Source organism: Propioniciclava coleopterorum (genome assembly GCF_011393335.1).
Lineage (GTDB): Bacteria > Actinomycetota > Actinomycetes > Propionibacteriales > Propionibacteriaceae > Propioniciclava > Propioniciclava coleopterorum.
On the sequence record NZ_CP049865.1, the window covers coordinates 135,186 to 161,828 of the forward strand.

23 protein-coding genes and 2 pseudogenes are annotated in these 26,643 nt (G+C 70.7%); 14 read left to right on the forward strand and 11 right to left on the reverse strand.

Annotated elements, in window-relative coordinates:
• Positions 1-8 precede the first annotated feature (8 nt).
• The 10 genes from G7070_RS00645 to G7070_RS00690 all read left to right on the forward strand — a co-directional run bounded on the left by G7070_RS00645 (position 9) and on the right by G7070_RS00690 (position 9,790).
• A complete protein-coding gene (locus G7070_RS00645) occupies positions 9-488 on the forward strand; it encodes a SixA phosphatase family protein (RefSeq protein WP_166231009.1) in 480 nt (159 codons plus the stop codon).
• 152 nt (positions 489-640) lie between these two features.
• Complete coding sequence (locus G7070_RS00650; protein WP_206079870.1) at positions 641-1,444, forward strand: ABC transporter permease; 804 nt, start codon at positions 641-643, stop codon at positions 1,442-1,444.
• Positions 1,445-1,456: 12 nt separating this feature from the next.
• Positions 1,457-2,497 (forward strand): ABC transporter substrate-binding protein, encoded by a 1,041-nt coding sequence (locus G7070_RS00655; RefSeq protein ID WP_166231013.1) that lies wholly within the window; start codon positions 1,457-1,459, stop codon positions 2,495-2,497.
• Complete coding sequence (locus tag G7070_RS00660; RefSeq protein ID WP_166231015.1) at positions 2,494-3,279, forward strand: ABC transporter ATP-binding protein; 786 nt, start codon at positions 2,494-2,496, stop codon at positions 3,277-3,279. Before G7070_RS00655 ends, G7070_RS00660 begins: the two co-directional genes overlap by 4 nt.
• Before the next feature lie 55 nt (positions 3,280-3,334).
• The gene (locus G7070_RS00665; RefSeq protein WP_166231017.1) at positions 3,335-4,660 is read left to right on the forward strand and encodes an enolase C-terminal domain-like protein; all 1,326 of its coding nucleotides are present in this window, start codon (positions 3,335-3,337) and stop codon (positions 4,658-4,660) included.
• Between the two features lie 119 nt (positions 4,661-4,779).
• Positions 4,780-5,421: a bifunctional 4-hydroxy-2-oxoglutarate aldolase/2-dehydro-3-deoxy-phosphogluconate aldolase gene (eda, locus tag G7070_RS00670; RefSeq protein ID WP_206080050.1), complete on the forward strand. Its 642-nt coding sequence runs from the start codon at positions 4,780-4,782 to the stop codon at positions 5,419-5,421.
• A 3-nt stretch (positions 5,422-5,424) separates the two neighbouring features.
• Positions 5,425-6,525, forward strand: coding sequence for a sugar kinase (locus G7070_RS00675; protein WP_166231021.1), 1,101 nt, complete (start codon positions 5,425-5,427; stop codon positions 6,523-6,525).
• A gap of 17 nt (positions 6,526-6,542) precedes the next feature.
• Positions 6,543-7,331, forward strand: coding sequence for a 3-ketoacyl-ACP reductase (locus tag G7070_RS00680; RefSeq protein WP_246227200.1), 789 nt, complete (start codon positions 6,543-6,545; stop codon positions 7,329-7,331).
• Between the two features lie 10 nt (positions 7,332-7,341).
• Positions 7,342-9,387, forward strand: coding sequence for an FAD-binding protein (locus G7070_RS00685; protein ID WP_166231023.1), 2,046 nt, complete (start codon positions 7,342-7,344; stop codon positions 9,385-9,387).
• Between the two features lie 154 nt (positions 9,388-9,541).
• Complete coding sequence (locus G7070_RS00690; protein ID WP_166231025.1) at positions 9,542-9,790, forward strand: cupin domain-containing protein; 249 nt, start codon at positions 9,542-9,544, stop codon at positions 9,788-9,790.
• A gap of 251 nt (positions 9,791-10,041) precedes the next feature.
• Here G7070_RS00690 and G7070_RS19500 read toward each other — a convergent pair.
• From G7070_RS19500 to G7070_RS00710, 5 genes and pseudogenes are all read right to left on the reverse strand, one after another.
• Positions 10,042-10,425: pseudogene (locus G7070_RS19500) on the reverse strand (NAD-binding protein); the annotation flags it as partial.
• A gap of 80 nt (positions 10,426-10,505) precedes the next feature.
• Positions 10,506-10,924 (reverse strand): annotated as a pseudogene (locus tag G7070_RS19510) (NAD(P)-binding domain-containing protein); the annotation flags it as partial.
• 65 nt (positions 10,925-10,989) lie between these two features.
• Entirely contained in the window at positions 10,990-11,880 is an 891-nt protein-coding gene (locus tag G7070_RS00700; protein ID WP_166231027.1) for a dihydrodipicolinate synthase family protein, read from the reverse strand.
• Positions 11,877-12,569 carry a FadR/GntR family transcriptional regulator gene (locus G7070_RS00705; RefSeq protein WP_246227201.1) on the reverse strand — a complete coding sequence of 231 codons (693 nt, stop codon included), beginning with the start codon at positions 12,567-12,569 and terminating at the stop codon, positions 11,877-11,879. The genes G7070_RS00700 and G7070_RS00705 overlap by 4 nt, the downstream gene beginning before the upstream one ends.
• The gene (locus tag G7070_RS00710; RefSeq protein WP_166231029.1) at positions 12,566-13,705 is read right to left on the reverse strand and encodes an L-talarate/galactarate dehydratase; all 1,140 of its coding nucleotides are present in this window, start codon (positions 13,703-13,705) and stop codon (positions 12,566-12,568) included. The genes G7070_RS00705 and G7070_RS00710 overlap by 4 nt, the downstream gene beginning before the upstream one ends.
• A 141-nt stretch (positions 13,706-13,846) precedes the next feature.
• Here G7070_RS00710 and G7070_RS00715 point away from each other — a divergent pair, with 141 nt between their 5' ends.
• From G7070_RS00715 to G7070_RS00725, 3 genes are all read left to right on the forward strand, one after another.
• On the forward strand, positions 13,847-15,073 hold the full coding sequence (locus G7070_RS00715) for an NAD(P)/FAD-dependent oxidoreductase (protein WP_166231031.1): 1,227 nt from the start codon (positions 13,847-13,849) through the stop codon (positions 15,071-15,073).
• A gap of 122 nt (positions 15,074-15,195) precedes the next feature.
• A complete protein-coding gene (locus tag G7070_RS00720; RefSeq protein WP_166231033.1) occupies positions 15,196-16,491 on the forward strand; it encodes an ABC transporter substrate-binding protein in 1,296 nt (431 codons plus the stop codon).
• Positions 16,492-16,749: 258 nt separating this feature from the next.
• On the forward strand, positions 16,750-18,045 hold the full coding sequence (locus G7070_RS00725) for an ABC transporter substrate-binding protein (protein ID WP_166231035.1): 1,296 nt from the start codon (positions 16,750-16,752) through the stop codon (positions 18,043-18,045).
• A gap of 76 nt (positions 18,046-18,121) precedes the next feature.
• Here the strand turns inward: G7070_RS00725 and G7070_RS00730 are convergent, their stop codons facing one another.
• The 6 genes from G7070_RS00730 to G7070_RS00755 form a co-directional block, all read right to left on the reverse strand.
• The gene (locus G7070_RS00730) at positions 18,122-19,540 is read right to left on the reverse strand and encodes a tagaturonate epimerase family protein (RefSeq protein ID WP_166231038.1); all 1,419 of its coding nucleotides are present in this window, start codon (positions 19,538-19,540) and stop codon (positions 18,122-18,124) included.
• Positions 19,537-20,583: a hypothetical protein gene (locus tag G7070_RS00735; protein ID WP_166231041.1), complete on the reverse strand. Its 1,047-nt coding sequence runs from the start codon at positions 20,581-20,583 to the stop codon at positions 19,537-19,539. The genes G7070_RS00730 and G7070_RS00735 overlap by 4 nt, the downstream gene beginning before the upstream one ends.
• Complete coding sequence (locus tag G7070_RS00740; protein WP_166231044.1) at positions 20,580-21,902, reverse strand: Gfo/Idh/MocA family protein; 1,323 nt, start codon at positions 21,900-21,902, stop codon at positions 20,580-20,582. The genes G7070_RS00735 and G7070_RS00740 overlap by 4 nt, the downstream gene beginning before the upstream one ends.
• 31 nt (positions 21,903-21,933) lie before the next feature.
• Positions 21,934-22,869: a carbohydrate ABC transporter permease gene (locus tag G7070_RS00745; protein ID WP_166231047.1), complete on the reverse strand. Its 936-nt coding sequence runs from the start codon at positions 22,867-22,869 to the stop codon at positions 21,934-21,936.
• Entirely contained in the window at positions 22,862-23,785 is a 924-nt protein-coding gene (locus G7070_RS00750; protein WP_166231050.1) for a carbohydrate ABC transporter permease, read from the reverse strand. Before G7070_RS00750 ends, G7070_RS00745 begins: the two co-directional genes overlap by 8 nt.
• Positions 23,786-23,879: 94 nt before the next feature.
• Positions 23,880-25,172, reverse strand: a complete 1,293-nt coding sequence (locus G7070_RS00755; RefSeq protein WP_166231053.1) for an ABC transporter substrate-binding protein — start codon at positions 25,170-25,172, stop codon at positions 23,880-23,882.
• A gap of 334 nt (positions 25,173-25,506) precedes the next feature.
• Between G7070_RS00755 and G7070_RS00760 the strand changes: the two genes are divergently transcribed.
• Complete coding sequence (locus G7070_RS00760) at positions 25,507-26,565, forward strand: LacI family DNA-binding transcriptional regulator (protein WP_431977910.1); 1,059 nt, start codon at positions 25,507-25,509, stop codon at positions 26,563-26,565.
• Positions 26,566-26,643 lie beyond the last annotated feature (78 nt).

Genomic DNA, 26,643 nt, shown 5'->3' on the forward strand with positions numbered 1-26,643 from the left:
TTGGCGGCATGAAGAGCGTCTTCCTCATCCGCCACGGCGAGGCCGAGTTCACCGGACGCGGACGCGGCGACCACGGCCGCATCCTCACCGACGAGGGGCTCGCCCAGGCCGCTCGGCTCGGCGAACTGCTCGCCGACGCCGGCGTCGAGGTGGTGCTGGCGTCCTCGGCCGACCGCGCGCTCCAGACGGCCCGTGGCATGGCGCTGCCCGCCCGGGTCGAGCCGCTCGACGAGCTCTACAACGCCTCCACGCTCGGGATCCTGCGCGCGCTGGCCGACCTGGACGAAGGCGTGACGGTGGCCGCGCTCGTGGCGCACGCCCCCGGCGTCCCGGCGCTCGTGGACGAGCTCACCGGCCCCGGCAGCGACCCCGACGCCATCGCGCTGGTGCGGTCGCACTACCCCACGGCGACCGTCGCCCGCATCGACTTCGACGGCGGCTGGGACGAACTCGCCGCCCCACGGCTGGCCTGGGCCGACCGCGGCTGAATCGGCGACGGCTTCCCGTCGCCCGGACAAGAATCGCATTCAGCCCATTTCCGCAGGTCACGATTCCCCAACACCTCGACGATTCCTTTGACTTGCGTTTCGGCAACCGCTTACCTTGAATGCGACGCACGCAACGACGCATGGGGGAGCGCATGGCGCAGAGGAAGTCCTGGACCCGACGCCTGCGCGAGGGCTGGCCACCGCTGGCCTTCGGCGTGGCCGTCTTCGTGCTCTGGTGGGCCGTCACGGCCGCCGGACTTGTGCCCGCCTTCCTCATCCCGTCCCCCGGCGACACCTGGGCGGCGTTCGCCAAGAACGTCCCCTACTTCGCCCAGCACACCGGCGTCACCACGATCGAGACGCTGCTCGGCTTCGTGATCGCCGCGATCATCGGCGAGGTCGTCGCGATCGCGATGGTCTACTCGCGCCCCATCGAGCGCACCCTCTACCCCATCGTCCTGTTCGCGCAGGTGATCCCGAAAATCGCCATCGCGCCGCTGTTCATCGTCTGGCTGGGCTTCGGGCTGGCCCCCAAGGTCGTCGTCGCCGTCCTCATGGCGTTCTTCCCGGTCGTGATCTCCGGCCTGGCCGGCCTGAAGTCCGTGGACCGGGAGATGCTCGAACTGGCCGACACCATGGGCGCCAGCAACTGGAAGGTGTTCAGCAAGATCCGGTTCCCCGCCTCGCTCCCCCAGCTCTTCAGCGGCCTCAAGGTGGCCGCGACGCTGGCGGTCACCGGCGCCGTGGTCGGGGAGTTCGTCGGCGCCAACTCCGGCCTGGGGTACGTCATCCTGCAGGCCAACGGCAACATCGACACCGCCACCCTCTTCGTCGCGCTCATCATCATGTCGCTGCTCGGCGTGGCGATGTTCGCGGTCATCGAGCTGATCGAGCGCCTGGTGATCCCCTGGCACTCCAGCTTCCGCAATGCACCCGCCGCCACCGTCCAATTCTGAAAGGCGAACATCATGTCCATTTCGCGCAAGGGATTCCTCGCCGGCCTCGGCGCCACCGTCGCCCTCGCGGCGGCCGGCTGCTCCACGGGCCCCACGGCCGCACCGGCCCCCACCGGCGGCTCCACCGCGGGCGCCGCCCCCACCCCGGTGACCCTCATGCTCAACTGGTACCCCTACGGCGAGCACGCCGGCTTCTACTACGGGGTCGAGAAGGGCATCTTCGCCCGACACGGCATCGACCTGAAGATCCAGGCCGGGCAGGGGTCGACCAAGACGGTGCAGGCCGTCGGCGGCAACCAGGTGATGTTCGGCTGGGCCGACACCCCGGCCGTCCTGAGCAACATCGACAAGGGCGTCAAGGCGCGCAGCGTCGGCGTCTTCCTGCAGACCACCCCGTCCTCGGTGCAGCTCTTCGAGGAGAAGGGCGTCAAGACGCCGGCCGATCTCAAGGGCAAGACCATCGCGGTGTCCGCGGGCGACGCCCCCACCGTCATGTTCCCGACCTACCTGAAGAAGGCCGGGTTGCAGCCCACCGACGTCCAGACCCAGAACCTGGACGCCGCGGGCAAGATCTCCGCGGTGCTCGCCGGCCAGGTGGACGGGCTCATCGGCTTCGCCCACGACCAGGGCCCGACGATCGCCGCGAAGTCGGGCAAGCCGATGACCTACCTGCGCTACTCCGACGTCGGGTTGAACTACTTCTCCAACGGCCTGATCGTGAACCCCGAGACCATCAGCTCCAAGCCGGAACTCGTCAAGGCCATGGTCGCCGCCACCTCGGAGGCGTACGCCGCCGCCGCCAAGGACGTCGACGCGGCCGCGAAGTCGATGGAGGGCAAGGACCCGCAGATGCCGGCGCTGCCCGTCCTCACCCAGCAGTGGACCGAGACGATCAAGCTGCTCAGCACCGACGCCACGAAGGGCAAGGCGCCCGGCACCAACGCCGCGTCCGACTGGGACGCCACGATCAAGGTGCTGGCCGACGCCGGCCTGATCGGCGGGGTCAAGCCGGCCTCGACCTACTTCGACGCGTCGTTCCAGCCGACCGCATGAGCGACGCCCGACCCCTCACGGTGGACGCGTCCGGCGTCAGCGTGACGTTCGCCACCAAAGCCGCCCAGGTGCCGGCCCTGCGCGACGTCACGCTGAGCGTCGAGCCGGGCGAGTTCGTCTCGATCGCCGGCCCCTCGGGCTGCGGCAAGTCGACGTTCCTGAAGGCGGTCGCCGGCCTGGTCAAGCCCAGCGCCGGGTCGATCACCCTCAACGGGACGCCGGTGACGGGTCCCCGCAACGACGTCGGCTTCGTGTTCCAGCGGCCCGCGCTGCTGGAGTGGCGCACCGTCGAGCAGAACATCTGGCTGCAGGGCGAGATGCGGGGGCTGCCGCGCTCGGCCTACCGGGGCAAGGCGACGGATCTGATCGAGCTGACCGGACTGCAGGGCTTCGAGCGGGCCTACCCGCACGAGCTCTCCGGCGGCATGCAGCAGCGCGTCGCGCTGTGCCGCGCCCTGCTGCACGAGCCGCAGGTGCTGTTGATGGACGAGCCGTTCGGCGCCCTGGACGCCCTCACCCGCGAGCGGATGAACCTCGAACTGCACCGGATCTGGGAGCAGACCGGGGTCACCGTGCTGCTCGTCACCCACTCGGTGCCCGAGGCGATCTACCTGGCGAACCGCGTCGTCATCATGAGCCCGCGCCCCGGCCGGATCCTGGAGCAGCTCGACATCGCCCTGCCGCGCGTGCGCGACTACGGCGACACCATGGCCGACCCGGAGTTCCAGCGGCTCACCGGACGCGTCCGTGAGCTGCTGGGTACCTCCGGCGAGGTGGACTGACCGACCCACGCTCCCCCGGCGCCCGACGCCGCGGGGACCCGACCAGGAGGTGTTCGTGGCATCCCCGACCATCGTGGCGGCCGAGGTGTACCCGGTCGCCGGACGCGACTCGATGGAGCTGAACCTCTCCGGCGCCCACGGCCCGTACTTCACGCGGAACGTGGTGATCCTGACCGACTCCGAGGGCCGCGAGGGCCTCGGCGAGGTGCCGGGCGGCGCCGCGATCACCGCGACGATCCAGGAGGCGTTCGCCCTGGTCGAGGGGTCGGGCGTCGGCGAGTTCGCGAACGTGCTGCGGCGGGTGGGCGAGCGGTTCGCCGACCGGGACGCGGGCGGGCGGGGGCTGCAGACCTTCGACCTGCGCACCACGGTGCACGCCGTGACGGCGCTGGAGTCGGCCTACCTCGATCTGCTCGGCCAGCACCTCGGCGTCCCGGTCGCCGCCCTGCTGGGCGACGGCCAGCAGCGCGACGCGGTCCGCGTGCTGGGCTACCTGTTCTACCTCGGCGACCCCGACCGCACCGACCTGGACTACCTGCGCGAACCGGACGCCGCGCACCCCTGGTACCGGCTGCGGCACGAGGAGGCCCTGACGCCGGAGGCCATCGTGGCGCTCGGCGAGGCGGCGCACGACCTCTACGGGTTCGCCGACTTCAAGCTCAAGGGCGGCGTCCTGCCCGGCGAGGAGGAGGTCGCGGCGGTCCGCGCCCTGAAGAGCCGCTTCCCGGACGCGCGCATTACCCTGGACCCCAACGGCGCCTGGTCGCTCGCCGAGGCCGTCCAGCTGTGCCGGCCGCTGCTCGACGTGCTGGCCTACGCCGAGGACCCCTGCGGCGCCGAGGGCGGGTTCTCGGGGCGCGAGGTCCTGGCCGAGTTCCGCCGCGCCACGGGGCTGCGGACCGCGACCAACATGGTCGCCACGGACTGGCGGCAGCTCGCCAGCTCGCTGGCGCTGCAGTCCGTGGACATCCCGCTCGCGGATCCGCATTTCTGGACCATGCGCGGCTCGGTGCGGGTGGCCCAGCTGTGCCACGGGCTCGGGCTCACCTGGGGCTGCCACTCCAACAACCACTTCGACATCTCGCTGGCGATGGTCGCGCACTGCGGCGCGGCGGCGCCCGGGGAGTACAACGCCCTCGACACGCACTGGATCTGGCAGGAGGGCATCGAGCGGCTGACCGTCGAGCCGCCGCGGATCGTGGACGGCCGCGTCGCCGTCGGCGGCCCGGGGCTCGGCGTCCGGATCGACCGCGCCCGGCTGGAGGCGGCCCACACCCTCCACCGGGAGAAGGCGCTGGGCACCCGGGACGACGCCCTCACCATGCAGTACCTTGTTCCCGGCTGGGTCTTCGACAACAAGCGCCCCTGCCTGGTGCGCTGACGCGGCGATCCGGCTCCGGAAACCGCGGGCCGCGGCTGCCGTTGCCCCGAATCTTCCACCGCATCACGTTCCCTGATAGTGTTTCAGGGAAAGCGCTTCCCGTCGTCGAGAGGACCTCACTGATGGACGCACGTCTGTCCCCCATCGTCACCCACTCGCTCGTCCCGGTCGTCGTCATCGACGACGCGGACAGCGCCCTGGGCCTGGCCGAGGCGCTCGTCGCCGGCGGCCTGCCAGTCGCCGAGGTGACGTTCCGCACCGCCGCCGCCGCGGAGGCGATCGCCCGCATGGCTACCAACCCCGACATCCTCGTCGGCGCGGGCACCGTCCGCACCGCCGAGCAGGTCGACCAGGCCGTCGACGCCGGCGCGAAGTACATCGTGTCCGCCGGGCTGAGCGCGGCCGTCGTGCGCCGGGCGCAGGACCGCGGCGTCCCGGTGCTGCCCGGCACCGTGACCGCCACCGAGATCCTGGCCGCCACCGAACTGGGGCTGGACACCGTGAAGTTTTTCCCGGCCGAGACCTCCGGCGGCGTCGCCGCGATCAAGGCGCTCGCCGCGCCGTTCCCCGACATCACCTTCGTGCCCACCGGCGGCGTCGGCCCCAAGAACCTGGCCGACTACCTCGCCGTGCCGGCGATCGCCGCCTGCGGCGGGTCGTGGATGTGCCCCCGCGACGCCGTGAAGGCCGGGGACTTCGCCACCATCGAGCGCCTCACCCGCGAGGCCGTCGAACTCGTCCGTTCCACCAAGGAGGCCTGAACCATGTCGATCACCCTGCGTCCCGCTGAGGAGTGCACCTACGACATCGTGTCGCTGGGCGAGGTGATGCTCCGCCTGGATCCGGGCGAGGGCCGCATCCGCACCGCCCGCCGCTTCGAGGCCTGGGAGGGCGGCGGCGAGTACAACGTCGCCCGCGGCATGTCGCGCGCGTTCGGGCTGCGCGCCGGCGTCGTCACCGCGCTGGTGGACAACGAGGTCGGTCGCCTGATCGAGAACATGATCCTGGCCGGCGGCGTGGACGCCCGCCACATCGTGTGGCGCGAATCCGACGGCATCGGCCGCAACGTCCGCAACGGCCTCAACTTCACCGAGCGCGGCTTCGGCGTCCGGGGTGCCGTCGGCGTGTCCGACCGCGGCAACACCGCCGCCTCGCAGCTGCGTCCCGAGGATGTGGACTGGGACCACCTGTTCGGGAAGCTGGGCGTGCGCTGGCTGCACACCGGCGGCATCTACGCCGCCCTGTCGGAGGCCACGGCCGAGACCGTCATCGCCGCGGTGAAGGCCGCCAAGAAGTACGGCACCGTCGTCAGCTACGACCTGAACTACCGTCCCAGCCTGTGGAAGTCGATCGGCGGCCTGGAGAAGGCGCGCGAGGTCAACACCACCATCGCGCCCTACATCGACGTGATGATCGGCAACGAGGAGGACTTCACCGCCAGCCTCGGCCTCGAGATCGAGGGCGTGGACGAGCACCTCACCGAGCTGCCGCTGGAGAGCTTCGCCAACATGATCCAGAACGCCGCCGCCACCTACCCGAACTTCCAGGTGATCGGCACGACGATGCGCAGCGTGAAGTCCGCCACGATCAACGACTGGGCGGCCATCGCCTGGTCGGCCGAGACGGGCGTCCTGCAGTCGACGCAGCGCCCCGACCTGGAGATCTTCGACCGCGTCGGCGGCGGCGACTCGTTCGCCTCCGGCCTGATCTTCGGCCTGCTGGACGGCCAGCCGCTGCAGACGGCGCTGGAGTACGGCGCCGCCCACGGCGCGCTCGCCATGACCACCCCGGGCGACACCACGATGGCCACCAAGGCCGAGGTGATCAAGCTCGCCGGCGGCGGCAGCGCCCGCGTCGATCGCTGACCGGAAGGAACCATCACATGAGCAACGCTGAGGAGAACACTGCTGTGAAGAAGGTCGCCCTCGTCACCGGAGGCAACCGCGGCATCGGCCGCGGCATCACCGAGGCGCTGCTCGCCGAGGGCTGGCGGGTGGCCATCATGGCCACCCGGCCGGCCCCCGAGGACGTCCTGGCCGAGCTCGGCGAGCTCGGCGAGGTCCGCTACACCCAGGGCAGCGTCGCCGACCTGGACGCCCACGAGCGCTTCGTCGCCGAGACGCTGGCGCAGTGGGGCCGGATCGACGCCCTGGTCAACAACGCCGGCGTCGCGCCGGCCGAGCGCGCCGACATCCTGGAGGCGACCCCCGAGAGCTACGACCGCGTCATGGACATCAACCTGCGCGGCCCGTACTTCCTCACCCAGCGCGTCGCCCGCGCGATGATCGCGCAGGACGCCCCCGGCGAGGGTGTCCGCGGCACCATCGTGAACGTGTCGTCGATCAGCGCCGACACCATCTCGATCAACCGGGGCGAGTACTGCCTGTCCAAGGCGGGCGTCGGCATGGCGACCCAGCTGTGGGCCGTCCGGCTGGCCCCCGAGGGCATCGTCGTCTACGAGGTGCGCCCCGGCGTCATCGCGACCGACATGACCGCGGGCGTCACGGCCAAGTACGACGCCCTGTTCGCCTCGGGCGCGGTCCCCATGCCGCGCTGGGGCTACCCCAGCGACGTCGGCGGCGCCGTCGTCCAGCTGACCGCGGGCAGGATGCCCTACTCCACCGGCGACGTCATCACCGTCGGCGGAGGCATGCAGATCAAGACCCTGTGAGGTGAGTGACATGGATCAGTCGACCTGGATCGACCAGCACGCCACCGGCCACCTGCAGGTGGACGGCCAGTCCATCCCGATCGTGACGGCGAACACCGTCGTGGTCGGCACCGGTGCCGCCGGCTACTGCGCCGCGGACCGCCTGGTGATGCTGGGCCAAAAGGACGTCGTGATGGTCACCGACAAGCGGCGGGCGGGCGCGTCCCGCAACGCCGGGTCGGACAAGCAGACCTACTACAAGCTGACGCTGGCCGGCGCCGAGCCGGACTCGGTGCGCGAGATGGCCGAGACCCTGTTCTCCGGCGGCTCGATGGACGGCGACATCGCGCTGGCCGAGGCCGCCTGGTCGCCGCGCGCGTTCTTCCACCTGGTGGAGTCCGGCGTCCCGTTCCCGCACAACGCCTCGGGCGAGTACGTCGGCTACAAGACCGACCACGACCCGCGGCAGCGGGCCACCTCGGTGGGCCCCTACACCTCCCGCACGATGGTGGAGAAGCTCGAGGGCCGGGTCAAGGACGGCCATGGCATCCCCGTGCTGGACCTGTGCCGCGTCGTCGACCTGGTCGTGGAGGACGGGGCGGTCGTGGGGCTGCTGTGCGTCCGGCTCGACGTCGGAGCCGACCATCCCAGCCGCTTCCTGCTGCTGCGCTGCACCAACCTCGTCTACGCCACGGGCGGGCCGGCCGGCATGTACGCCGACTCGGTGTACCCCAACGGCCAGTGGGGCGCCAACGGCGCCGCGCTGCGCGCCGGCGTCCACGGCAAGAACCTGACCGAGTGGCAGTTCGGGCTCGCCTCGATCCACCCGCGCTGGAACGTGTCCGGCACCTACATGCAGGCACTCCCCCGGTTCGTGTCGACCGACGCCGACGGCGGGGACGCCCGCGAGTTCCTGGGCGAGTTCCTGCCCGACTACGGCGATCAGCTCACCCGGATCTTCCTCAAGGGCTACCAGTGGCCCTTCGACGTCCGCAAGGCGCCCGAGGGCAGCTCGCTCATCGACCTGCTGGTGTACCAGGAGACCAAGCTCCGCGGCCGCCGGGTCTGGCTCGACTTCCGGGCCAACCCCGCCGAGGAGCACTTCGACGCCTCGAAGCTGTCCGACGAGGCGCGGGCCTACCTCGACGCCACCGGCGTCACCGGGCTGGGCGACAGCACGCCGATCGAGCGGCTGCAGCACATGAACCGGCCCGCCTACGAGTTCTACCTGCAGCGCAACCCCGGCGTGGACCTCGAGACGGACATGCTCGAGGTCGCGGTGTGCGCGCAGCACAACAACGGTGGCCTCGAGGTCGACCAGTGGTGGCAGTCGAACCTGGCGGGCTTCTTCCCCGTCGGCGAGGCGGCCGGCGCCCACGGCGTCTACCGCCCCGGCGGGGCGGCGCTGAACTCGGGCCAGGTCGGCGCGACGCGGGCGGCGTCCTACATCGCGCAGGCGCGCACCGAGGACCCCGTCGACGAGGGCACCTTCGCCTCGGCGGCGGCGCCGGTCGCCGAGCGGGCGGCGTCCCTGCTGAAGGAGGCGGGTGCGCGCGCCGCGTCCGGCACCGACGGCACCGACGAACTGCTCACCCGCATCCGCCGCCTGATGAGCGACAAGGCCGGCGTGGTCCGGTCGCGGGAGTCCGTCGCGCAGGCGCGCGAGGAGATCACCGCCCTGCTGGCCGGCTACGAGGCGACGATCGCCGCCGACCTGGACAGCCGCCGCTCGGTGAGCCGGCTGTTCCTGATCCGCGACATCCTGACGAGCCAGTACGTCTACCTCAACGCGATGGAGCACTACGTCGCCAGCGGCGGCCTGTCGCGCGGGTCGGTGCTCTACACCGACGCCGAGGGCGATCTGCCGGTCGTGGACGCGAGCGTCAGCGCGGCCCTGCCGGAGCTGTTCCGGCTGCGGCTGGACGCGGGCAAGCTGGACGACGTCATCCAGGTGACGAGCTGGGACGGCGCCGCCGACCCCGAGTTCACGTGGCGGGAGCGTCGCCCGATCCCCGAGCACGCCGAGGCGTTCGAGAACACCTGGCGGACCTACCGCGAGAACAAGAACATCGGCTGAGCGGTGGGGCGCACCCCGTGCGGGCGCGCCCCGTCGCCGACCGCCCCCACCGACCCACAGGAGGATCCATGCAGATCATCGCCCGCAGCGCCGACGTCGCGCCCGTTACCACCCCGAGGGCGCGCAGCGCCGGCTGCTGAGCCATGGCGGCTCGATGATGGTGGTGGAGTTCACGTTCACCGCCGGCACCGTCGCGCCGGTGCACCACCACCCGCACGAGCAGGTCGGCTACGTCGTCTCCGGCGACCTGACGCTGCTGATGGAGGGCAAGGAGGACGAGCACCTCACCGCGGGTGCGTCCTACTACGTGCCCTCGAACGTCCCGCACGGCGTCATCATCCACGCCGACACGGTGCTGGTGGACGTCTTCACCCCGCAGCGCGAGGACTTCCTCCCCGCCTGAGTTGTCTCCCCCGGGGCGGTCGCGCATGCCCGCCCCGGCCTCGAGGACCGGTCGGCCTGGTGTGAGAGCGGATCGGGTGACTCGCCCGGTGGCGAGAAGGTGTCGACGGCGAAAAATCAAGGATCGCGCACTCGCGCCTGCACGCCGGGATGCCGACAAGGGGCGATGCGCTCCCGCGCGTCGGTGACTGCGTGAACATTGAGTTTCTGCAGGCCCCGCGCGGTCGCGCGGCCGGCGTGACCGCCGCGGCCTCAGCGGCGCAGCGTCGTCCCGCTCAGGGCCTCGTGGTGGGTGACCAGGGCGGAGTGGTCCCGGTCGGACAGACCGCGGGCCGCCAGCCCGGCGAGCATCTCGCGCACCGCCGCGGTGAGCGGCAGCGGGGTCGCCGTCTCGTGGCCGGTCGCCAGGGCATTGTCGAGGTCCTTGGCGTGCAATTCCACGCGGAAGCCCGGGTCGAAGCCGCCCGCGAGCATCATCGGGCCCTTGGCCTTCATCACGTTCGAGCCCGCCAGCCCGCCGCCGATGGCGTCCAGCACCGCCGCCGGGTCCACCCCCGCGCGCTCGGCGAGCACGAGCGCCTCGCCCAGCACCGCGATGTTGACGGCCACGATCGCCTGGTTGGCCAACTTGGCGACGTTTCCGGCCCCAGCGGACCGACGCGGGTGGCGGAGGCGCCCACCTGCAGCAGCACGGGCCGCAGCCGCTCGAACGTGGCCTCATCGCCGCCGACCATGATCGCCAGCGTGCCCGCGACCGCGCCGGGCTCGCCGCCGGAGACGGGGGCGTCCAGCATGGTGACGCCGCGGGCGGCCAGCGCCTCGCCGATCTCCCTGGCCCCGCCGGGCGCGATGGAGCTCATGTCGACCAGCACCAGCCCTCGGACGCCCCCGCCGCGATCCCGTCCTCGCCGAGGGCGACCTCGCGGACGTCGGGGGTGTTCGGCAGCATCGTGATGACCACCTCGGACGCCGCGGCGACCTCCCGCGGCGTGGCGACCACGGCCGCGCCCGCCTCCGCGAACTCGGCGGCCTTGGCCTCGCTGGAGGTGGTCACGGTGAGCGCGTGGCCGGCCTTGAGCAGGTTGTGGGCCATGGGGCGTCCCATGATGCCGAGTCCGATGAATCCGATCTTCACGATGCGTGCTCCTTGGGTGAGTGGGTGGGGGCCGCGGCCGCGCCGCGGGCGAGGACGGGTCGGGCTCAGGGGGCGTCGGCCAGGCCCGCGACGACGTCGCGCAGCCGGGAGCGCCAGGGCTCGGACAGGGCGCGGGCCGGGGCCAGGCAGTGCCCGGCGTCCACCCCGGCCATGCGCAGCCCCTCCTTCAGGACGACGGGGAAGGTCGCCTTGTCCAGGAGTTCGCGCAGCGGGGTCAGCGCGTCCTGCCGGGCGCGCGCCAGGTCGTGGTCGCCGGCCACATGCGCGTCGTAGATGCCCGCCACCAGCGCGGGCGCGATGTTGGCCGTGGACGCGATGCAGCCCTCCGCGCCGGCCGCCAGCGCCGGCTCGATGAGGGTGTCGCGCCCCATGAGCACCGCGAAGCCCTCGGGCCGCGCGGCGAGCAGCGCCCGGGTGGCCGCCAGGTCCCCGGCGGAGTCCTTGAGGCCGACGATGCCGGGCACCTGGGCCAGCCGCAGCACCGTGTCCAGCTCGAGATCGACGTGGGTGCGTCCGGGGTTGGTGTAGAGGATCACCGGCAGCGACGTGGACTCGGCGATGGCCCGGTAGTGGTCCACGAGCTCGTCCTGGGTCGGCGTCATGAAATAGGGGGTGAGCACCGACAGCGCGGCCACTCCCCCGACCCGTTCCGCCATCGAGGCGGTGGCGACGCAGTCGCGGGTGGTGATCTCGCTGGCGCCCGCGTAGACCGGCACCCGGCCGGCCACGTGCTCGACGGTCAGCTCGACCACGCGGCGCTTCTGGTCGGCGTGGAGCCCGTAGATCTCCCCGGAGCTCCCGAGCACGAACACGCCGTGGACGCCGCCGGCGATGACGTGGTCCAGCACGTCGCGCAGGCCCTGCTCCATGAGCTCGCCGTCCTCGTCCAGTGGGGTGACCAGGGCGGGGATGGCCCCGTGCGGCGTGAACGTCATGGGCGGAGCCTCGCCTTCGAGTTGGACAGGTGGAGCCGCATCGCGGCGGACGCGGCCAGCGGGTCGGACCGCTCGATGGCGGCGGCGACCTGGGCGTGCTCGGCGAGCACCGTCCCCAGGTGGGCGGTCGAGGTCAGCGCGCTGCGCTCGTCCAGCCCGGTGCGCTGCAGCAGGATCATGCGCGGCCCCAGCTCCTCCAGCGCGCCGAGGAAGAACCGGTTGTTGCTGGCCTGGGCGACCGCCAGGTGGAAGGCGAAGTCGGCGCGGACGACCCGGGCGGGCTCGTCGGCCACGGCGCCGAAGGCGTCCAGGGCGCGGTGGATCGCCGCGAGCTGGGACGCCGAGCGCCGCGCCGCGGCGTGCGCCGCCACCTCGGACTCGATCCCGATGCGGTACTCGATGAGGTCCACGACGTCGCGGCGGGACGCGGCGCCCGCCAGCAGGCCTCCGCCCGGCTCGGCCGGGATGGAGAGCACGAAGCTGCCGCGGCCCTGGAAGCTCTCCACGAGCCCGCCCGCGCGCAGCTGCTGGAGCGCCTCGCGCACGACCGTGCGGCTGACGCCGAACTCCTCGGTGAGGGCGGCCTCGGTCGGGACCTGGCTGCCCGCTGGCATCGCCCCGGACAGGATCCGGCCGCGCAGTTCGTCGGCGATCTCGCTGGCCAGCCCGCGCGGCGACTCCCCGCTCACACCAGCACCCGGTCCGAGACGCCGAACTCGGCGGTGGCGGTCGTCCAGGCGCGGCACTGCTCGCTCAGCGTGATGCCCAGGCCGGGACGCTCGGGGACGATCATGCGGCCGTCGCGCGTCTCCAGCCGCTCGTTGAACAGCGGGTCGAGCCAGTCGAAGTGCTCCACCCAGGGCTCGCGCGGGTAGCAGGCCGCCAGGTGCAGGTGGATCTCCATGGCGAAGTGGGGGGCGAGGTCGAGACCGGCGGCGTCCGCGAGGGTGGCCAGGCGCAGGAACTGGGTGATCCCGCCGACGCGCGGGGCGTCCGGCTGGATGATGTCGGCGGCGCGCGCCTCGATGAGCCGGACGTGCTCGGCGACGCTCGCCAGCATCTCGCCGGTCGCGATCGGGGTGTCGAGCTGCCGGGCGAGCTCGGCGTGGCCCTCGGCGTCGTAGGCGTCCAGCGGCTCCTCGATCCAGACCAGGTCGTAGGGCTCGAAGCGGCGGCCCATCCGCAGTGCGGTGGCGCGGTCCCACTGCTGGTTGGCGTCCACCATCAGGGGGGCGTCCCCGATGGCGGCGCGGACGGCCTCGAGCCGGGCCAGGTCGACGCGGTGGTCGGGGTGCCCGACCTTGATCTTGATGCCGCCGATGCCTTCGGACAGCGAGCGCTGCGCGTTCTCGCAGACCTGCTCGATCGGCGCGTTCAGGAAGCCGCCGGAGGTGTTGTAGGTGCGCACCGAGTCGCGGTACGGGCCGATGAGGCCGGCCAGCGGCAGGCCCGCGCGCTTGGCCTTCAGATCCCACAGGCAGACGTCGATCGCGGCCAGCGCCTGGGTGGCCACCCCGGAGCGCCCGACGGACGCCCCCGCCCACAGCAGCCGGTCGTAGACGCGCGGGATGTCGCTGGGGTTCTCACCGATCAGGAGCTCGGCGACCTCGCGGGCGTGCGCGAACTGGGCGGGGCCGCCGGCACGCTTGGAGTAGCTGAAGCCCACGCCCTGCAGGCCCTGGGCCGTCTCGATCTCGCAGAACAGGAAGGCGACCTCGGTCATGGGACGCTGGCGCCCGGTGAAGACCTTGGCGTCGCTGATCGCCGTGCGAAGTGGCAGGATCACCTGCGACAGGGTCACGTGCGTGATGGGATCGAAGGCCATGGGGGTCCCCTTCCTGGTCGACGCGATTCATCATACAAGTTCGGCAGTTGTTGGACAACTAGGTCGGCGGGGTGGATCGACCTAGGCTCGGGGCATCCGAACATGAGGAGCCGGCGGGGCCGGCACACGCCAGGAGGCGACATGACCCGATACGTGATCATCGGCGGCGGGCTGGGCGGCGCGAAGGCCGCCGAGGCCCTGAGGGATCTCGACGGCTCGGCCGAGATCGTGCTGCTCAGCGGAGAGCGGCACCTCCCCTACGAGCGGCCGCCGCTGTCGAAGGAGTTCCTGCAGGGCACCAAGACGCTGACCGACGCCACCGTCTTCGACGCGGGCTGGTACCGCGACAACGAGATCACCCTCAAGCTCGGCGCCTTCGCCACCTCCGTGGACGCCGGACAGCGCATCGTGGAGTTGTCCGACGGCACGAACCTCAGCTACGACGGGCTCGTGCTGGCCACCGGCTCGCGGCCCCGCTCGCTCCCCCTGCCCGGCATCGCGCGCCCCGGCGTCCAGACGCTGCGCACGATCGAGGAGGCCACCGAACTGCGCGAGGCCATCCTCGCCCTGGCCGCGGACGGTCGGCGCCTGCTCATCATCGGCGGCGGCTGGATCTCGCTGGAGGTCGCGGCCAGCGCCCGCACCCTCGGAGCCGAGGTGACGGTCATCGCGCGCGACGACCGGATCCTGCCAGCGCTCGGGCGCGAGTGGGGCGAGCGCTTCGCCCGGCTCCACCGCGAGCACGGGGTCGACCTGCGGCTGTCGGCCCAGGTCGCCCGTGTGGACGGGGACGGCGACACCGGCCCGGTCTCCGGCGTCACGCTCACCGACGGGACGACCATCGACGGGGGCCACCTGCTGATCGCCGTGGGGGCCGACCCGCGCCTCGAGCTCGCCGACCTGGCCGGGGTCGACCTGGACGACGGCGTCCTGGTGGGCCCGGGGCTCGTTTCGAGCGATCCGGCGATCACCGCGGTGGGCGACATCGCCAACGTCGAGAACACGTTCCTGGGACACCGCGAGCGGCTGCAGCACTGGGCCGCCGCCCTGAAGGAGCCCGACTTCGCGGCCCGCTCGCTGGTCGGGGACGCGTCCGACTTCGACGACATCCCGTACTTCTTCACCGACCAGTACGACTGGGGCATGGAGTTCCGCGGCGAGATCCCCGCCTCGCATCGGCTGGTGCAGCGCGGGCCCGAGGACGCCGGCATCACGTTCTGGCTGGACGCCGACGGCGTCCCGCGGGCGGCGATGAACCTCAACGTGTGGGACGACGGGGACGCGATCGAGGCGATCCTGCGCGCGCGGCGTCCGGTGGATGGGTCCGCGCTGGCCGACGAGGAGCGGCCGCTCACCGAGTTCGCCTGACCGTCCGCCGCATGAAACCCGTGGCAACAAGGGCATGGCAACCGGCCACGGGTTCCATAGCGGCGTTACGCTGGGGTGTCGGGCAACGCGGCCCACCGTGATGAAGGGACCCCCTCCGCACCATGGCACAGATCACCAAGCTCGCCCTCTCGGCCGTCGCTCTCGGGCTCGGCGCCTCGCTGGCGCTGAGCGGCTGCGCGGCCGGGGGCCCACCCCAGGCGTCCAAGCAGCCCGGCGAGAAGACCGTCATCCGGTTCGCCTGGTGGGGCAACGACACCCGCAACAAGATCACCACGCAGGTGATTGAGGCCTACGAGGCCGCCAACCCCGACGTCGACATCCAGGGCGAGCCGACTGACGGCGGCAGCTACTGGGACAAGGTCGCGACCCAGGTCGCCGCCAACGACATGCCCGACGTGATCCAGATGGACGAGAAGTACATCTCCGAGTACGGCAAGCGCGGCGCGCTGATGGACCTGTCCAGCATCAACACCGCCGACTTCGCCGAGGGCACCGTCGAACTGGGCGAGGTCGGCGACAAGCTCGTCGGCATCAACATCGGCGTCAACGCGCCCGCGCTGGTGGCCAACCCCAAGGTGTTCGCGGACGCCGGTGTCGACCTGCCCGACGACGCCACCTGGACGTGGGAGGACTTCCACGCGATCGCCAAGCAGATCAGCGCCAAGGGCGGTGGCCAGACCTGGGGCTCGGTCAACCCGATGAGCGTCGACTCCACCCTGAAGGCGTGGCTGCGCCAGCACGGCAAGGAGCAGTGGACGGCCGAGGGCCAGGGCTACACCGCCGACGACGTCACGCCCTTCTTCGCCTTCTTCAAGGAGTTGCAGGACGACGGCACCTTCGCCGGCGCCTCGGTCACGGCCGAGGACGAGGGCAAGGCGCTGGACCAGACGCTGATGGCGACCAACCGGGTCGGCATGGCCACGCTGTGGTCCAACCAGCTCACCACCATGGACAAGGCCACCGGCCAGGACCTGAAGCTGCTGGCGCTGCCCAGCACGACCGGCCAGATGAAGGACGCCGGCCTGTGGTACAAGGCGGCCATGTACTGGAGCGCTTCGGCCCGCACCAAGAACGCCGACGAGGTGAAGAAGTTCATCGACTACCTGAGCAACTCCACCGAGGCCGGCGCCATCATGGGCACCGAGCGCGGCTTCCCGCCGAACCTCAAGGTCCGCGAGGCGATCGCCCCGAACTACACCAACTCCGACAAGAAGGTCGTCGCCTACCTGGACGCGATCCAGCCCAACCTCGGCCCGACGTCGGTCGTCCCGCCGCAGGGCGGCGGCCAGAGCCCGGAGATCCAGAAGCGCCACGCCCAGAACGTCGAGTTCGACCGCGGCAGCCCCGCGTCCGAGGCCAAGGGCTTCCACGACGAGGTCAAGAGCGTCCTGAAGTAGCCGATTCCACTCCGCGAAGGGCCCCCGACATGTCGGTCGGGGCCCTTCGTCGTGCCGCCCGGAATCCCCCGGACGCCACCGCGATCAGCACGGCCGCGGCCACCCGTCACCGCTCCGCCCCTGCCGCGACGGACCCGGCGCGGGAGCGCGAGGGAACCAAGTTATCGGACAACCTCTTGAGTTGTTGGACAACTTTCGGCTACGGTCATGGCGTGGCATCGGAGCCACCATCCCCGTGAGGAAGGATCCCCGCGCACCATGGCAACCAAGAAGAAACTCCTGACGACCCTCACCGCGCTCGGGGTGACGGCATCGCTGGCTCTCGCCGGGTGCGCATCCGGGACGCCGACCGCGACGACGAAGGCCCCCGGCGAGAAGACCGTCATCCGGTTCGCGTGGTGGGGCAACGACACCCGCAACAAGCTCACCAACCAGGTGATCGAGGCCTACGAGGCTGCCAACCCCGACGTCGATGTCCAGGGCGAGCCCACCGAGTGGGGCGGCTACTGGGACAAGCTCGCCACCCAGGTGGCGGCCAACGACGCCCCCGACGTCATCCAGATGGACGAGAAGTACATCTCCGAGTACGGCAAGCGCGGGGTCCTGATGGACCTGGCCAGCATCAACACCGCCGACTTCGCCCCGGGCACCGTCGACCTGGGCAAGGTCGGCGGCAAGCTCGTCGGCATCAACATCGGCATCAACGCGCCGATCCTCGTCGCCAACCCCAAGGTCTTCGCGGACGCCGGCGTCGCCATGCCGGACGACGCCACCTGGACCTGGGACGACTTCCACAAGGCCGCCCAGCAGATCAGCGCCAAGGGCGGCGGCCAGGTCTGGGGCTCGGCGGGCATGCTGAGCGTCGACTCCACCCTGAAGGCGTGGCTGCGCCAGCACGGCAAGGAGCAGTGGACCGAGACGGGCCAGGGCTACGCCGCCGCCGACGTCGCCGACTTCTACGCCTGGGGCAAGGGTCTGCACGAGGACGGCACCTTCCCGCCCGCGTCGGTCACCAGCGAGGACGAGGGCAAGGCGCTCGACCAGACCCTGATCGCGCAGAGCAAGGTCGGCATGGGCACGTTGTGGTCGAACCAGATCAACGCCATGGACAAGGCGTCCGGCCAGGACATGGCGCTGCTGCGCCTGCCCAGCCGCACCGGCAAGGCGAAGGATGCGGGGCTGTGGTACAAGGCCTCGATGTACTGGAGTGCCTCGGCCCGCACCAAGAACGCCGACGAGGTGAAGAAGTTCATCGACTACCTGAGCAACTCCACCGAGGCCGGCGCGATCCTGGGCACCGAGCGGGGCCTGCCGCCTAACCTGAAGGTCAGGGCGTCGATCGCGGACAAGTTCAGCGCGTCGGACAAGAAGGTGGTGGCCTTCATGGAGAAGATCGAGCCCGAGCTCGGCCCGACGTCGGTCGTGCCGCCGCAGGGTGGCGGGCAGAGCCCCGACATCCAGAAGCGGCACGCCCAGAACGTCTACTTCAACCGCGGCACGCCGCAGGCGGAGGCCGAGGGCTTCTACAACGAGGTCAAGAGCGGCCTGAAGTAAGCCTCAGCAACAGTAGCCTCAGCAACGGCGAGGGCCCCGGTCGATCCGACCGGGGCCCTCGCCTGTGTGAGGAGGATCAGCGCTTGCCGAAGGGGGCGATGTGCGCGATGAAGTGCTCCTTCATCAGGGCCGCGTACTCGTCCTCGTGCGTGGTGAGGATGTCCTTGATCCGCGTGCCGTACTCGTCCAGGACGGCGCCGTAGCCCACGTGCATCACCTGGCGGGAGTCCAGCTCGGTCACCAGTTCGCCGACGCGGTCGTCCGGCAGGTCGGACGGGATCCGCGAGGTGTCGCAGGACAGGTGGTAGCTGTGGCGGTTCTCCTCGAAGCTGTCCAGGGACAGCGCCAGGATGTCGCGCAGCAGCTGCGGGTCGTGCGCGGCGACGATGCGCAGCGCCTCGATCCAGCTGGTGCCGGCCGTCTTGAGGTGCGCGACCCCACGGGTGGCCTCCACGAACGAGGGGTAGATCGAGAACTTGTCCGAGCCCGAGTGCAGCGAGAGCTTGTACGGGCCCAGCACGCGGGCGATCTCGGCGTGGTCGGAGAAGTTCTTCGCCAGGGCGGCGCGGTCGCCGATGTACTCCACGCCCTTCTCGAACTGCCCGACCCAGCGCGGCGCGAAGCTGATGAGCTCGACGCCGGCCCGCTGCAGTTCCTTCACCACGACGACGTGCTCGACCAGCGTGGTCGGCTTGTCGGTCTCGTCGATGGCGAACTCGAGCTCGTGCTCGACGCCGAGGCCCTCGACGTGCTTGATGAGCTCCAGGCCGCGGACCAGCGCGGGCCCGGCCTTGGCGACGGCGCGCAGCACGCTCTCCTCGTCCAGGACCAGCGGTCCCGACTCGAGCTCGATCGTCTGCCCGGCGTAGCGGGAGACGACGTCGTCGGTGGAGGTGTCGAGCGAGCTCAGGTCGATGCGCGCCGCCTTCTCGCGGACCGTCGCCTCGTCGTCGTCGTGGGCGGCCATGTCCATGCCGTCGCCCGGATCGATGGTGAAGAACACGAAGCCGGCCTCGGCGCACTCGCTGAGCGACTCCTCGGTCTTCTGGTGGTCCGCGTCGGCGCCGACGCCGTCGGTCCAGCCCTCCTGGAAGGCGCCCCAGGTGGCGTCGTCCAGGACGTTGCGCGGGGTGCGGTGCGTGCGACCCATCTCGCGGGTCGACTGCTGCGCGAACACCGGGTTCACGCCGCCGACGTCCTTGAACGCCTGGGCGTGCCCGGGGGTCGCCAGGCCGAGGCGGTCGCCCGTGCCGGCGGAGGTCTCCAGGCCCCAGCGGCGCGGCGTGAGCCACGGCAGGGCCTTGCGCAGCGCCAGCGCGTTGTCGGCGTCGGCGGGGGCCACGAACACGTCACCCTCGGCCTGCCCGGAGAAGCCGTCGAGGACGGCCTGGGGCGCGTGGGCGATGACGAGCGACTTGGTGCCGTCGTCGTTCCTGCGGAGCCAGTAGTCGGCCCCCTCGTGGGAGACGCGCGAGGCGGCGTAGTCGGTGCTCATGTGGATACCTTTCTCGATGGTGTCGCGGTTGTTGCGGTCAGGGCGGCGCGGGCGCGCAGGTGGGCGCGGGCGGCGTCCTGCAGTTCGGGGGTGAAGGCGTGTCCGGCGTCGACGAAGACGCCGGTGTAGCGGCCGGGCCCGGCGGCGAACGCCTCGGCCAGAAGCGCGTCCGCGGCGGCCATGCCGGCCGGGCTGAACAGGTGGTCGCGGCGCCCGTACCCGACGAGCACGTCGGCGTCGGGGCGCGAGGTCAGGAGCCCGGGCAGGTCGACGCCGCGGGCGTGCAGCAGCCACGAGTGCCCGACGTGGTCGGGCCAGAGCGCGGCCATGGTGGTCATCATGCCGACGACGACGACGGTGCCGATCCGGTCGTCGAGCGCGGTCAGGGCGGCGGCCCGCCCTCCCCCGCCGGAGAAGCCCAGGACGCCGAGGCTCCCGGGCGCGCAGGACGCGGCGAGCACGTCCAGCGCCAGCAGGTCGTCGTGCGCGACCATGCCCGCCAGCGTGGTGTCGAGCAGGGAACAGGCCTTCGCCACGAGGTGTTCGTGGTCGCCGGCGGCCGCGTCGTAGGCGGCCGCGTCGGTGATCCCGAGGTCGAAGCGGCGGCTGCCCCAGCAGAACGCGTCGGGCGCCAGGACGGTGAGGCCGTCGCGGGCCAGGTCGTTCGCCACGCACGCGCCCCCCTCCGCGTCGCGGCGGTAGGCCAGCACGTGCTGCGGCAGGCCGGGCACGTCGACCATGCGCGCCGCCCCCACGGACTTGATCCCGCCGTGGGAGTGCAGCGCCAGCACGCCGGGCAGGGTGGCCGGGTCGGCGTCGCTGGGGTGCAGCAGGAAAGCCGACTGCCGGGGGCCGAAGCCGGCGTCCCAGGTCAGCCGGGTGGTGGTGACGCCGTCGGCGTCCCAGGTGCCCTCGGCGACCGGCGCCGGGGTTCCCGGACGCGGGACGCCGAGCAGCGCGCCGAGGCGTCCGGCGACCCGCGGCCGGCCGGAGACGTACTCCGGCCAGTCCGCGTAGCCGCCGAACGCCCCGTGCTCGCTCATCGACTCAGGTCGAGCCCGAGATCGGCGGGCGAGACCGCGGCCCCCGAGGCCAGCGACGCGTTGCCGCAGATGCCGACCGAGATGGCGCGCAGGCCGTCGATGTAGTCCGAGGGCCGACCCAGCGGGTCCTCCCCCGGTCCGTTGAACACGTCGGACAGCAGCAGGGCGTCGCCGCCGCCGTGGCCGCCGGTGCCCTCGGGGATCTCGACCTCCTGGGCCGCCTCGAAGTGCTTCTGCACCGTGAGGCGCTCTCCCTTGTCGCGCGCCCCGACCTGGTCCGCCATGGCGGAGGGGTCGACGACGACCTTGCCGTCGGCGTCCACGCTGATCCGGGCGCGCTCGATGACCTCGAGCTCCGCGCGGCCCAGCGTGCCGTTGACGGCGACCCGGTAGCCCTCCCACGGGCTGTGGGCGTTGAGGGCGTACGACAGCGTCGGGCCGCCCTCGTAGTCGACGATCACCGCGAGGTTGTCCTCGGTGGTGACGCCGGGGCCGAACACGTCCTGATCCCGGATGTACCCGTCGTACTGCTCGTTGTCGAGGTACAGCGCCTTCAGGCGGGGATCGTCGCGCAGGTCGAGCTCGAACGGGCCGTGCTCGCCGTCGTGGGTGCCGCGCTCGGGGCGCGGGGCCAGGCCCCGGGCGTCCGCGTTCTCGGCGCCGTAGAACTTCACCCCGCCGCTGGCGTAGACGCGCTTGGGCACGTCGGCCAGCCACCAGTTGATCAGGTCGAAGTGGTGGCTCGACTTGTGGATCAGCAGGCCGCCCGAGTTGGCCTTCTCACGGTGCCAGCGGCGGAAGTAGTCCGCCCCGTGCGCCGTGTCCAGCACCCACTCGAAGGTCATCGAGAGCGGCGTCCCGATCTGACCGGACTGGATGATCTCCTTCAGCGCCGAGTTCCGCGGGCTGTAGCGGTAGTTGAAGGTGACGACGACCTGGTGGCCGGTCTCCTTCACCGCGTCCACGATCGCGTTCGCGGAGTCGGCGTCGATGGTGAGCGGCTTCTCCACCACGACGTCGACGCCGGCCCGCAGGCAGCGGGTGATCATCTCCGCGTGGGTGAAGTCGGGGCTGGTGACGATCACGCGGTCGAGCTGCTGCTCGGTGATCATCCTCTCCACATCGTCGGGGCCGTAGAGGGTGAGGGCGTCCGGCGCGTAGCCGTACTCCGCCACCATCCGGTCGCGGTGGTACTCCGCGCGGCCGGGGTTGCTGTCGGCGATCGCCACCAGGGTGGCGACGTCGCTGTGGGCACCCCCGATCGCGTCGGTGTACATCTGGGCGCGATGGCCGGATCCGATGAGGCCGTAACGCTGCATGGAAATCGAACTCTCCTTGGTGGTCGTCGACTTACTTGATGCCGGTGGTGGCGATGCCGCGGATCAGGAACTTCTGGCCGAACAGGAAGACCAGGAAGACCGGGATCAGCGACACGATGCTCATGGCGAACATCGCGCCCCAGTTGGAGCCGCCGGTGGAGTCCAGGAAGGACTTCAGGGCGAGCGGGACGGTGAACATCTCGGGGCTGGTCAGGTAGATCAGCGAGCTGAAGAAGTCGTTCCACGTCCAGATGAAGGTGAAGATCACCGTCGTGGCGATGGCCGGCGTCATCAGCGGCATGATCACGCGGCTGAAGATCTTCCAGTGGCCACAGCCGTCGATGCGGGCCGCCTCGTCGAGTTCCTTGGGCAGGCCACGGATGAACTGCACCATCAGGAAGACGAAGAAGGCGTCGGTGGCCAGCAGCTTCGGCAGCACGAGCGGGATGAACGTGTTCACCCAGCCGAACTGACTGAACAGGATGTACTGCGGAACGATGATGACGTGCATCGGCAGCATGATCGTCAGCAGCATGATCGCGAAGAAGATGTTCTTGAACTTGAACCGCAGCCGCGCGAACGCGTAGGCGGCCAGCGAGCACGAGATGACGTTGCCGAGGATGCAGCCCAGCACCAGGATCATCGAGTTGATCAGGTAGCGGCTGAACGGGTACTGCAGGGCGGTCCAGCCCTCGGTGTAGTTCTCGAGGTGCAGGCTGGTCAGCACCAGGCCCGAGTCGCGGAAGATCTCCTCGGTGGGACGGAACGAGCTCACGAGCATCCACAGCAGCGGGTAGATCATGAGCAGGGCCGCGGCGATCATCAGGATGTGCTTGATCACCGAGCGGACGTTGGAGCCGAGCTGGCCCGTGCGCTTGACGGCGTGCAGGTCGCCCGCTCCGCCGTGGTCGATGGCGACGTCGTTGTCGAGGACGACGTCGGTGCTGTCGGTACGCGGATCAGTCATCGTAGAACACCCAATACTTGGAGACGAAGAAGTTCAGGGCGGTGAATACGCCGATGATGATCAGCAGCAGCCACGCCATCGCGGACGCGTACCCCATGTCGAACTGGGCGAAGCCCTTCTGGTAGAGGTACAGCGTGTAGAACATCGTCGAGTCGGACGGGCCGCCCGTACCACCGGAGACGATGAACGCCTGGGTGAACGACTGGAACGCGCCGATGATCTGAAGCACGAGGTTGAAGAAGATGATGGGGCTGAGCAGCGGCATCGTGATCTTCCAGAACTGCGTCCACTTGGACGCGCCGTCGACCGCCGCAGCTTCGTAGTACATGGTGGGGATCTGGCGCAGGCCGGCCAGGAAGATGATCATCGGGGAACCGAAGGTCCAGATGTGCAGCAGGATGATCGTGCCCAGGGCGGTGTTCGGGTCGGAGATCCAGCCCGGCAGGTCGCGGAATCCGACCGCCATCAACACCTGATTCACCAGGCCCGAGGTGCCGAAGATCTGGCGCCACAGGATCGCGATCGCGACCGAGGAACCCATCAGCGAGGGCAGGTAGAAGACCGAACGGTAGAACGGGAGGCCGCGCATGCCCTGGTTGAGCAGGACGGCGATGCCGAGCGCCAGCGCCAGCTGCAGCGGCGTCGACACGAAGACGTAGGTGAAGGTGACCCGCAGCGAGTTGAGCAGTCGGGGGTCGTTGAGCATCCGCTCGTAGTTCTTGGCCCCGATCCATTCGGGCGGAGCGAGCAGGCTGTAGTCGGTGAAGGACAGGTACAAAGAGGCAAGCATCGGGCCGATGGTGATGACCACCAGGCCGATCAGCCAGGGCAGGAGGAAGAGATAACCGGCGACGTTGTCCGGTGTCTCCTCCTTGCCGCGGCCCCTGAGCTTGCCGAGTTCGCTGAGAGCACTCATGGCTTCTCCTCCCGCGGTGTGCGGCTCGGGTCGTGGGGGATGGGTGGGACGACCACGGGCGGACGGCGCTGGGCCGTCCGCCCGCGGACTTGGCTCACTTGAGCTGGCTCTTGACCTCGTCGTGGAGGCCGGTCGCCGCCTCGATCGGAGTCTTGCGCTTGAAAAGCAAATCCTGCACCATCCGCATCTGGACCGTACCGAAGTTGCCACCGCCGACCGGCGTGACGAGCGGGACCGGGCCGAGCTCGGACTCGATCGAGTCGAGGTAGGCCACGACCTTCTTGTCGACGTCGCTCAGCTTCGGCTCCAGCGCGGAGCGCACCTCCTTGTTGGCCGGGACGCCGCGCTCGGTGCCCATGATCAGGCCCGCCTCGGGGCTGTTGGCCAGGAAGTCGACGAACTTGGCGACGGCCTCGGGGTTCTTCGTCTTGCCCGACGCGGACCACAGCATGGACGCCTTGTACCACAGGGCCGCCTTGTCGGCCGACCCAGCCTTGCTCGGCGGGCGCAGCAGCGTCATGTCGGTGCCGGACGCCTTCTGCAGCGCGGTGATCTGGTTGGACCAGTACACCGAGAAGCCGATCTTGTTGGTGGCGGCCATGGTCTGGTCGAGCGGCTTGCCCATGTCCTCAGAGGTCTGGGAGTCCGACGGCGCGGACTTGTCGCCCTGGATGTCCAGGCCCCACTGGAAGAAGGACTCCAGGTCCTTGGGCTCGAAGCCCATGCCACCCTCGACGAACTGGTCCTTGCCCTCCTGGCGCAGGTAGGCGCGCAGGGCCGGCTCGACGTAGCTCATGTTCTGGGTGCCGAAGACGCCGTCGGGGCTGGCCTCGGACACCTTCTTGGCGGTCTGGTGCAGGGTCTCCCACGTCCAGGTCTTGTCGTCGGGCATCGCGACGTTGGCCGCCTCGAGCACCTTCGGGTTCCCGACGACGACGGGGGCGTTGATGCCGGCGTTGATGCCGTAGAGCTTGCCGCCCACCCGGCCCGTGTCGACGGTGCCCTCCATGAACTTGTCGGTCTTCAGGCCGACCTTCTCCAGGTCGAGCAGCGCGCCGCGCTTGCCGTACTCGGAGATGTACTTCTCATCCATCTGGATGACGTCGGGCGCGTCGTTGGCGGCGACCTGGGTGGCGAGCTTGTCCCAGTAGCCGGACCATTCGCCCGGCTCGCCCTGCACCTTGATGTCGGGGTTCGCGGCCTCGAACTTCGCGATGACCTCGTTGGTCAGCTTGTTGCGCGTGTCGTTCCCCCACCAGGCGAAACGGATGACCGTCTGGCCCTTGTCGTTCTGGGTGCCCTGACCCGGCGCCGCGGGTGAGCCACAGCCGGCCAGCGCCAGACCGAGCACCACGACGCTCGCGGCGAGCTTCTTGGTGATGGACATTGATTGCCCTCTTTCGTTTCGTGCTTCGCCGACCCCGTTGCCGGGAAGCGCTTACCGAGACAGTACGGGCACGCGGGACCCTCGTCAAGGAGACAGGACGGATTGACACCGAATCGAATCGATTCACGCTGCCGACACTAGGCGCGAGAGAGTTGCAGCGCAGGCGCTGGGACCGCGCTTCACACCCGGCGCGAGGGACCGCCGCGGACCGCCCCGGGCGTCACCCCTGATCAGCGCCTCGTAAACCGCTTTCCCGGCAACCGCGCGCCTCGCGTTGCCCGGCGTGGATCGTCTCGTTAGGGTGCCTGCAACCGTCCTTCGGATCGGAGGCCCCATGGCCCGCGCCACCCGTAGCGCCCCCACGTTGAGCGATGTCGCTCGACACGCCGGGGTGTCGCTCGCGACCGCGTCCCGGGCCATCAACGGCTCCGAGACCCGCACGGTGGGCGAGGACCTGCGTCGCCGCGTCGCCGAATCCGCCCGTCTGCTCGGGTACGCGCCCAACGCCAACGCCCAGGCCATGGCCCGGGGCGCCACCCGCACCATCGGCGTCGTCGTCCACGACCTGACCGACCCCTACTTCGCCGCGATCGCGGACGGGATCGCCACGGCCGCGACCGAGCGGAAGCTGTTCCTCACCCTCGCCACCACCGGCAACAACCTCGCCGCCCTGGGCGACGTCGTGACCTCGCTGGACTCCATGCGGGTGCGCGCCATCATCCTCGTGGGCGCCCGCTGGAAGGACCCCGACCTGCAGGACGCGCTCATGGCGTCCATCGACCAGTACGTCGGACGCGGCGGCCGCGTCGTCGCGCTCGGCATGGACTTCCCCGGCGTGGACTGCGTGCAGGTGGCGAACGAGGCCGGCGCGACCGCGCTCGCCGAGGAACTCGTCGCGCTGGGTTACCGCCGCCCGCTCGTCCTGACCGGCCCGGAGCGCCACTCCACGGCCGCGTCCCGGGCGACGGCGTTCACCCACCGGATGAAGCAGTTGGGCCACCCCGTTCCCGACGCCAACCAGATCACCTCGGACTTCACCCGCGCCGGCGGCACCGTGGGCATGCGGCTCGCGATCGAGGGCGGCCTCACCTACGACGTCATCGTCGCGATGAACGACGTGATGGCGCTGGGCGCGCTCAACGAGGCGACCCGCTCGGGCATCAGCATCCCGGCCGACGCCGGCCTGACGGGGTTCGGCGACATCTCGACCCTGGTCGACGTCACCCCGGGGCTGACCACGGTGCGCGTCCCCAGCGGGCAGCTCGCGCGCCTCGGCCTGGACCTGGCCCTGAGCGGACCCGGCGACGGGACGGGCTCGATCACCGTCGGGGTGACGCCGGTGCTGCGCGATTCGACGCCTGCGCTGCGCGACTCGGCACCGGCATCGCGCTGATCCGCGCCCCCGGGCCCGACCCCCTACCGCCCGCCCTCGGGCCTGTGCTAGATTCACTCGGGAAAGCGCATTCCACGT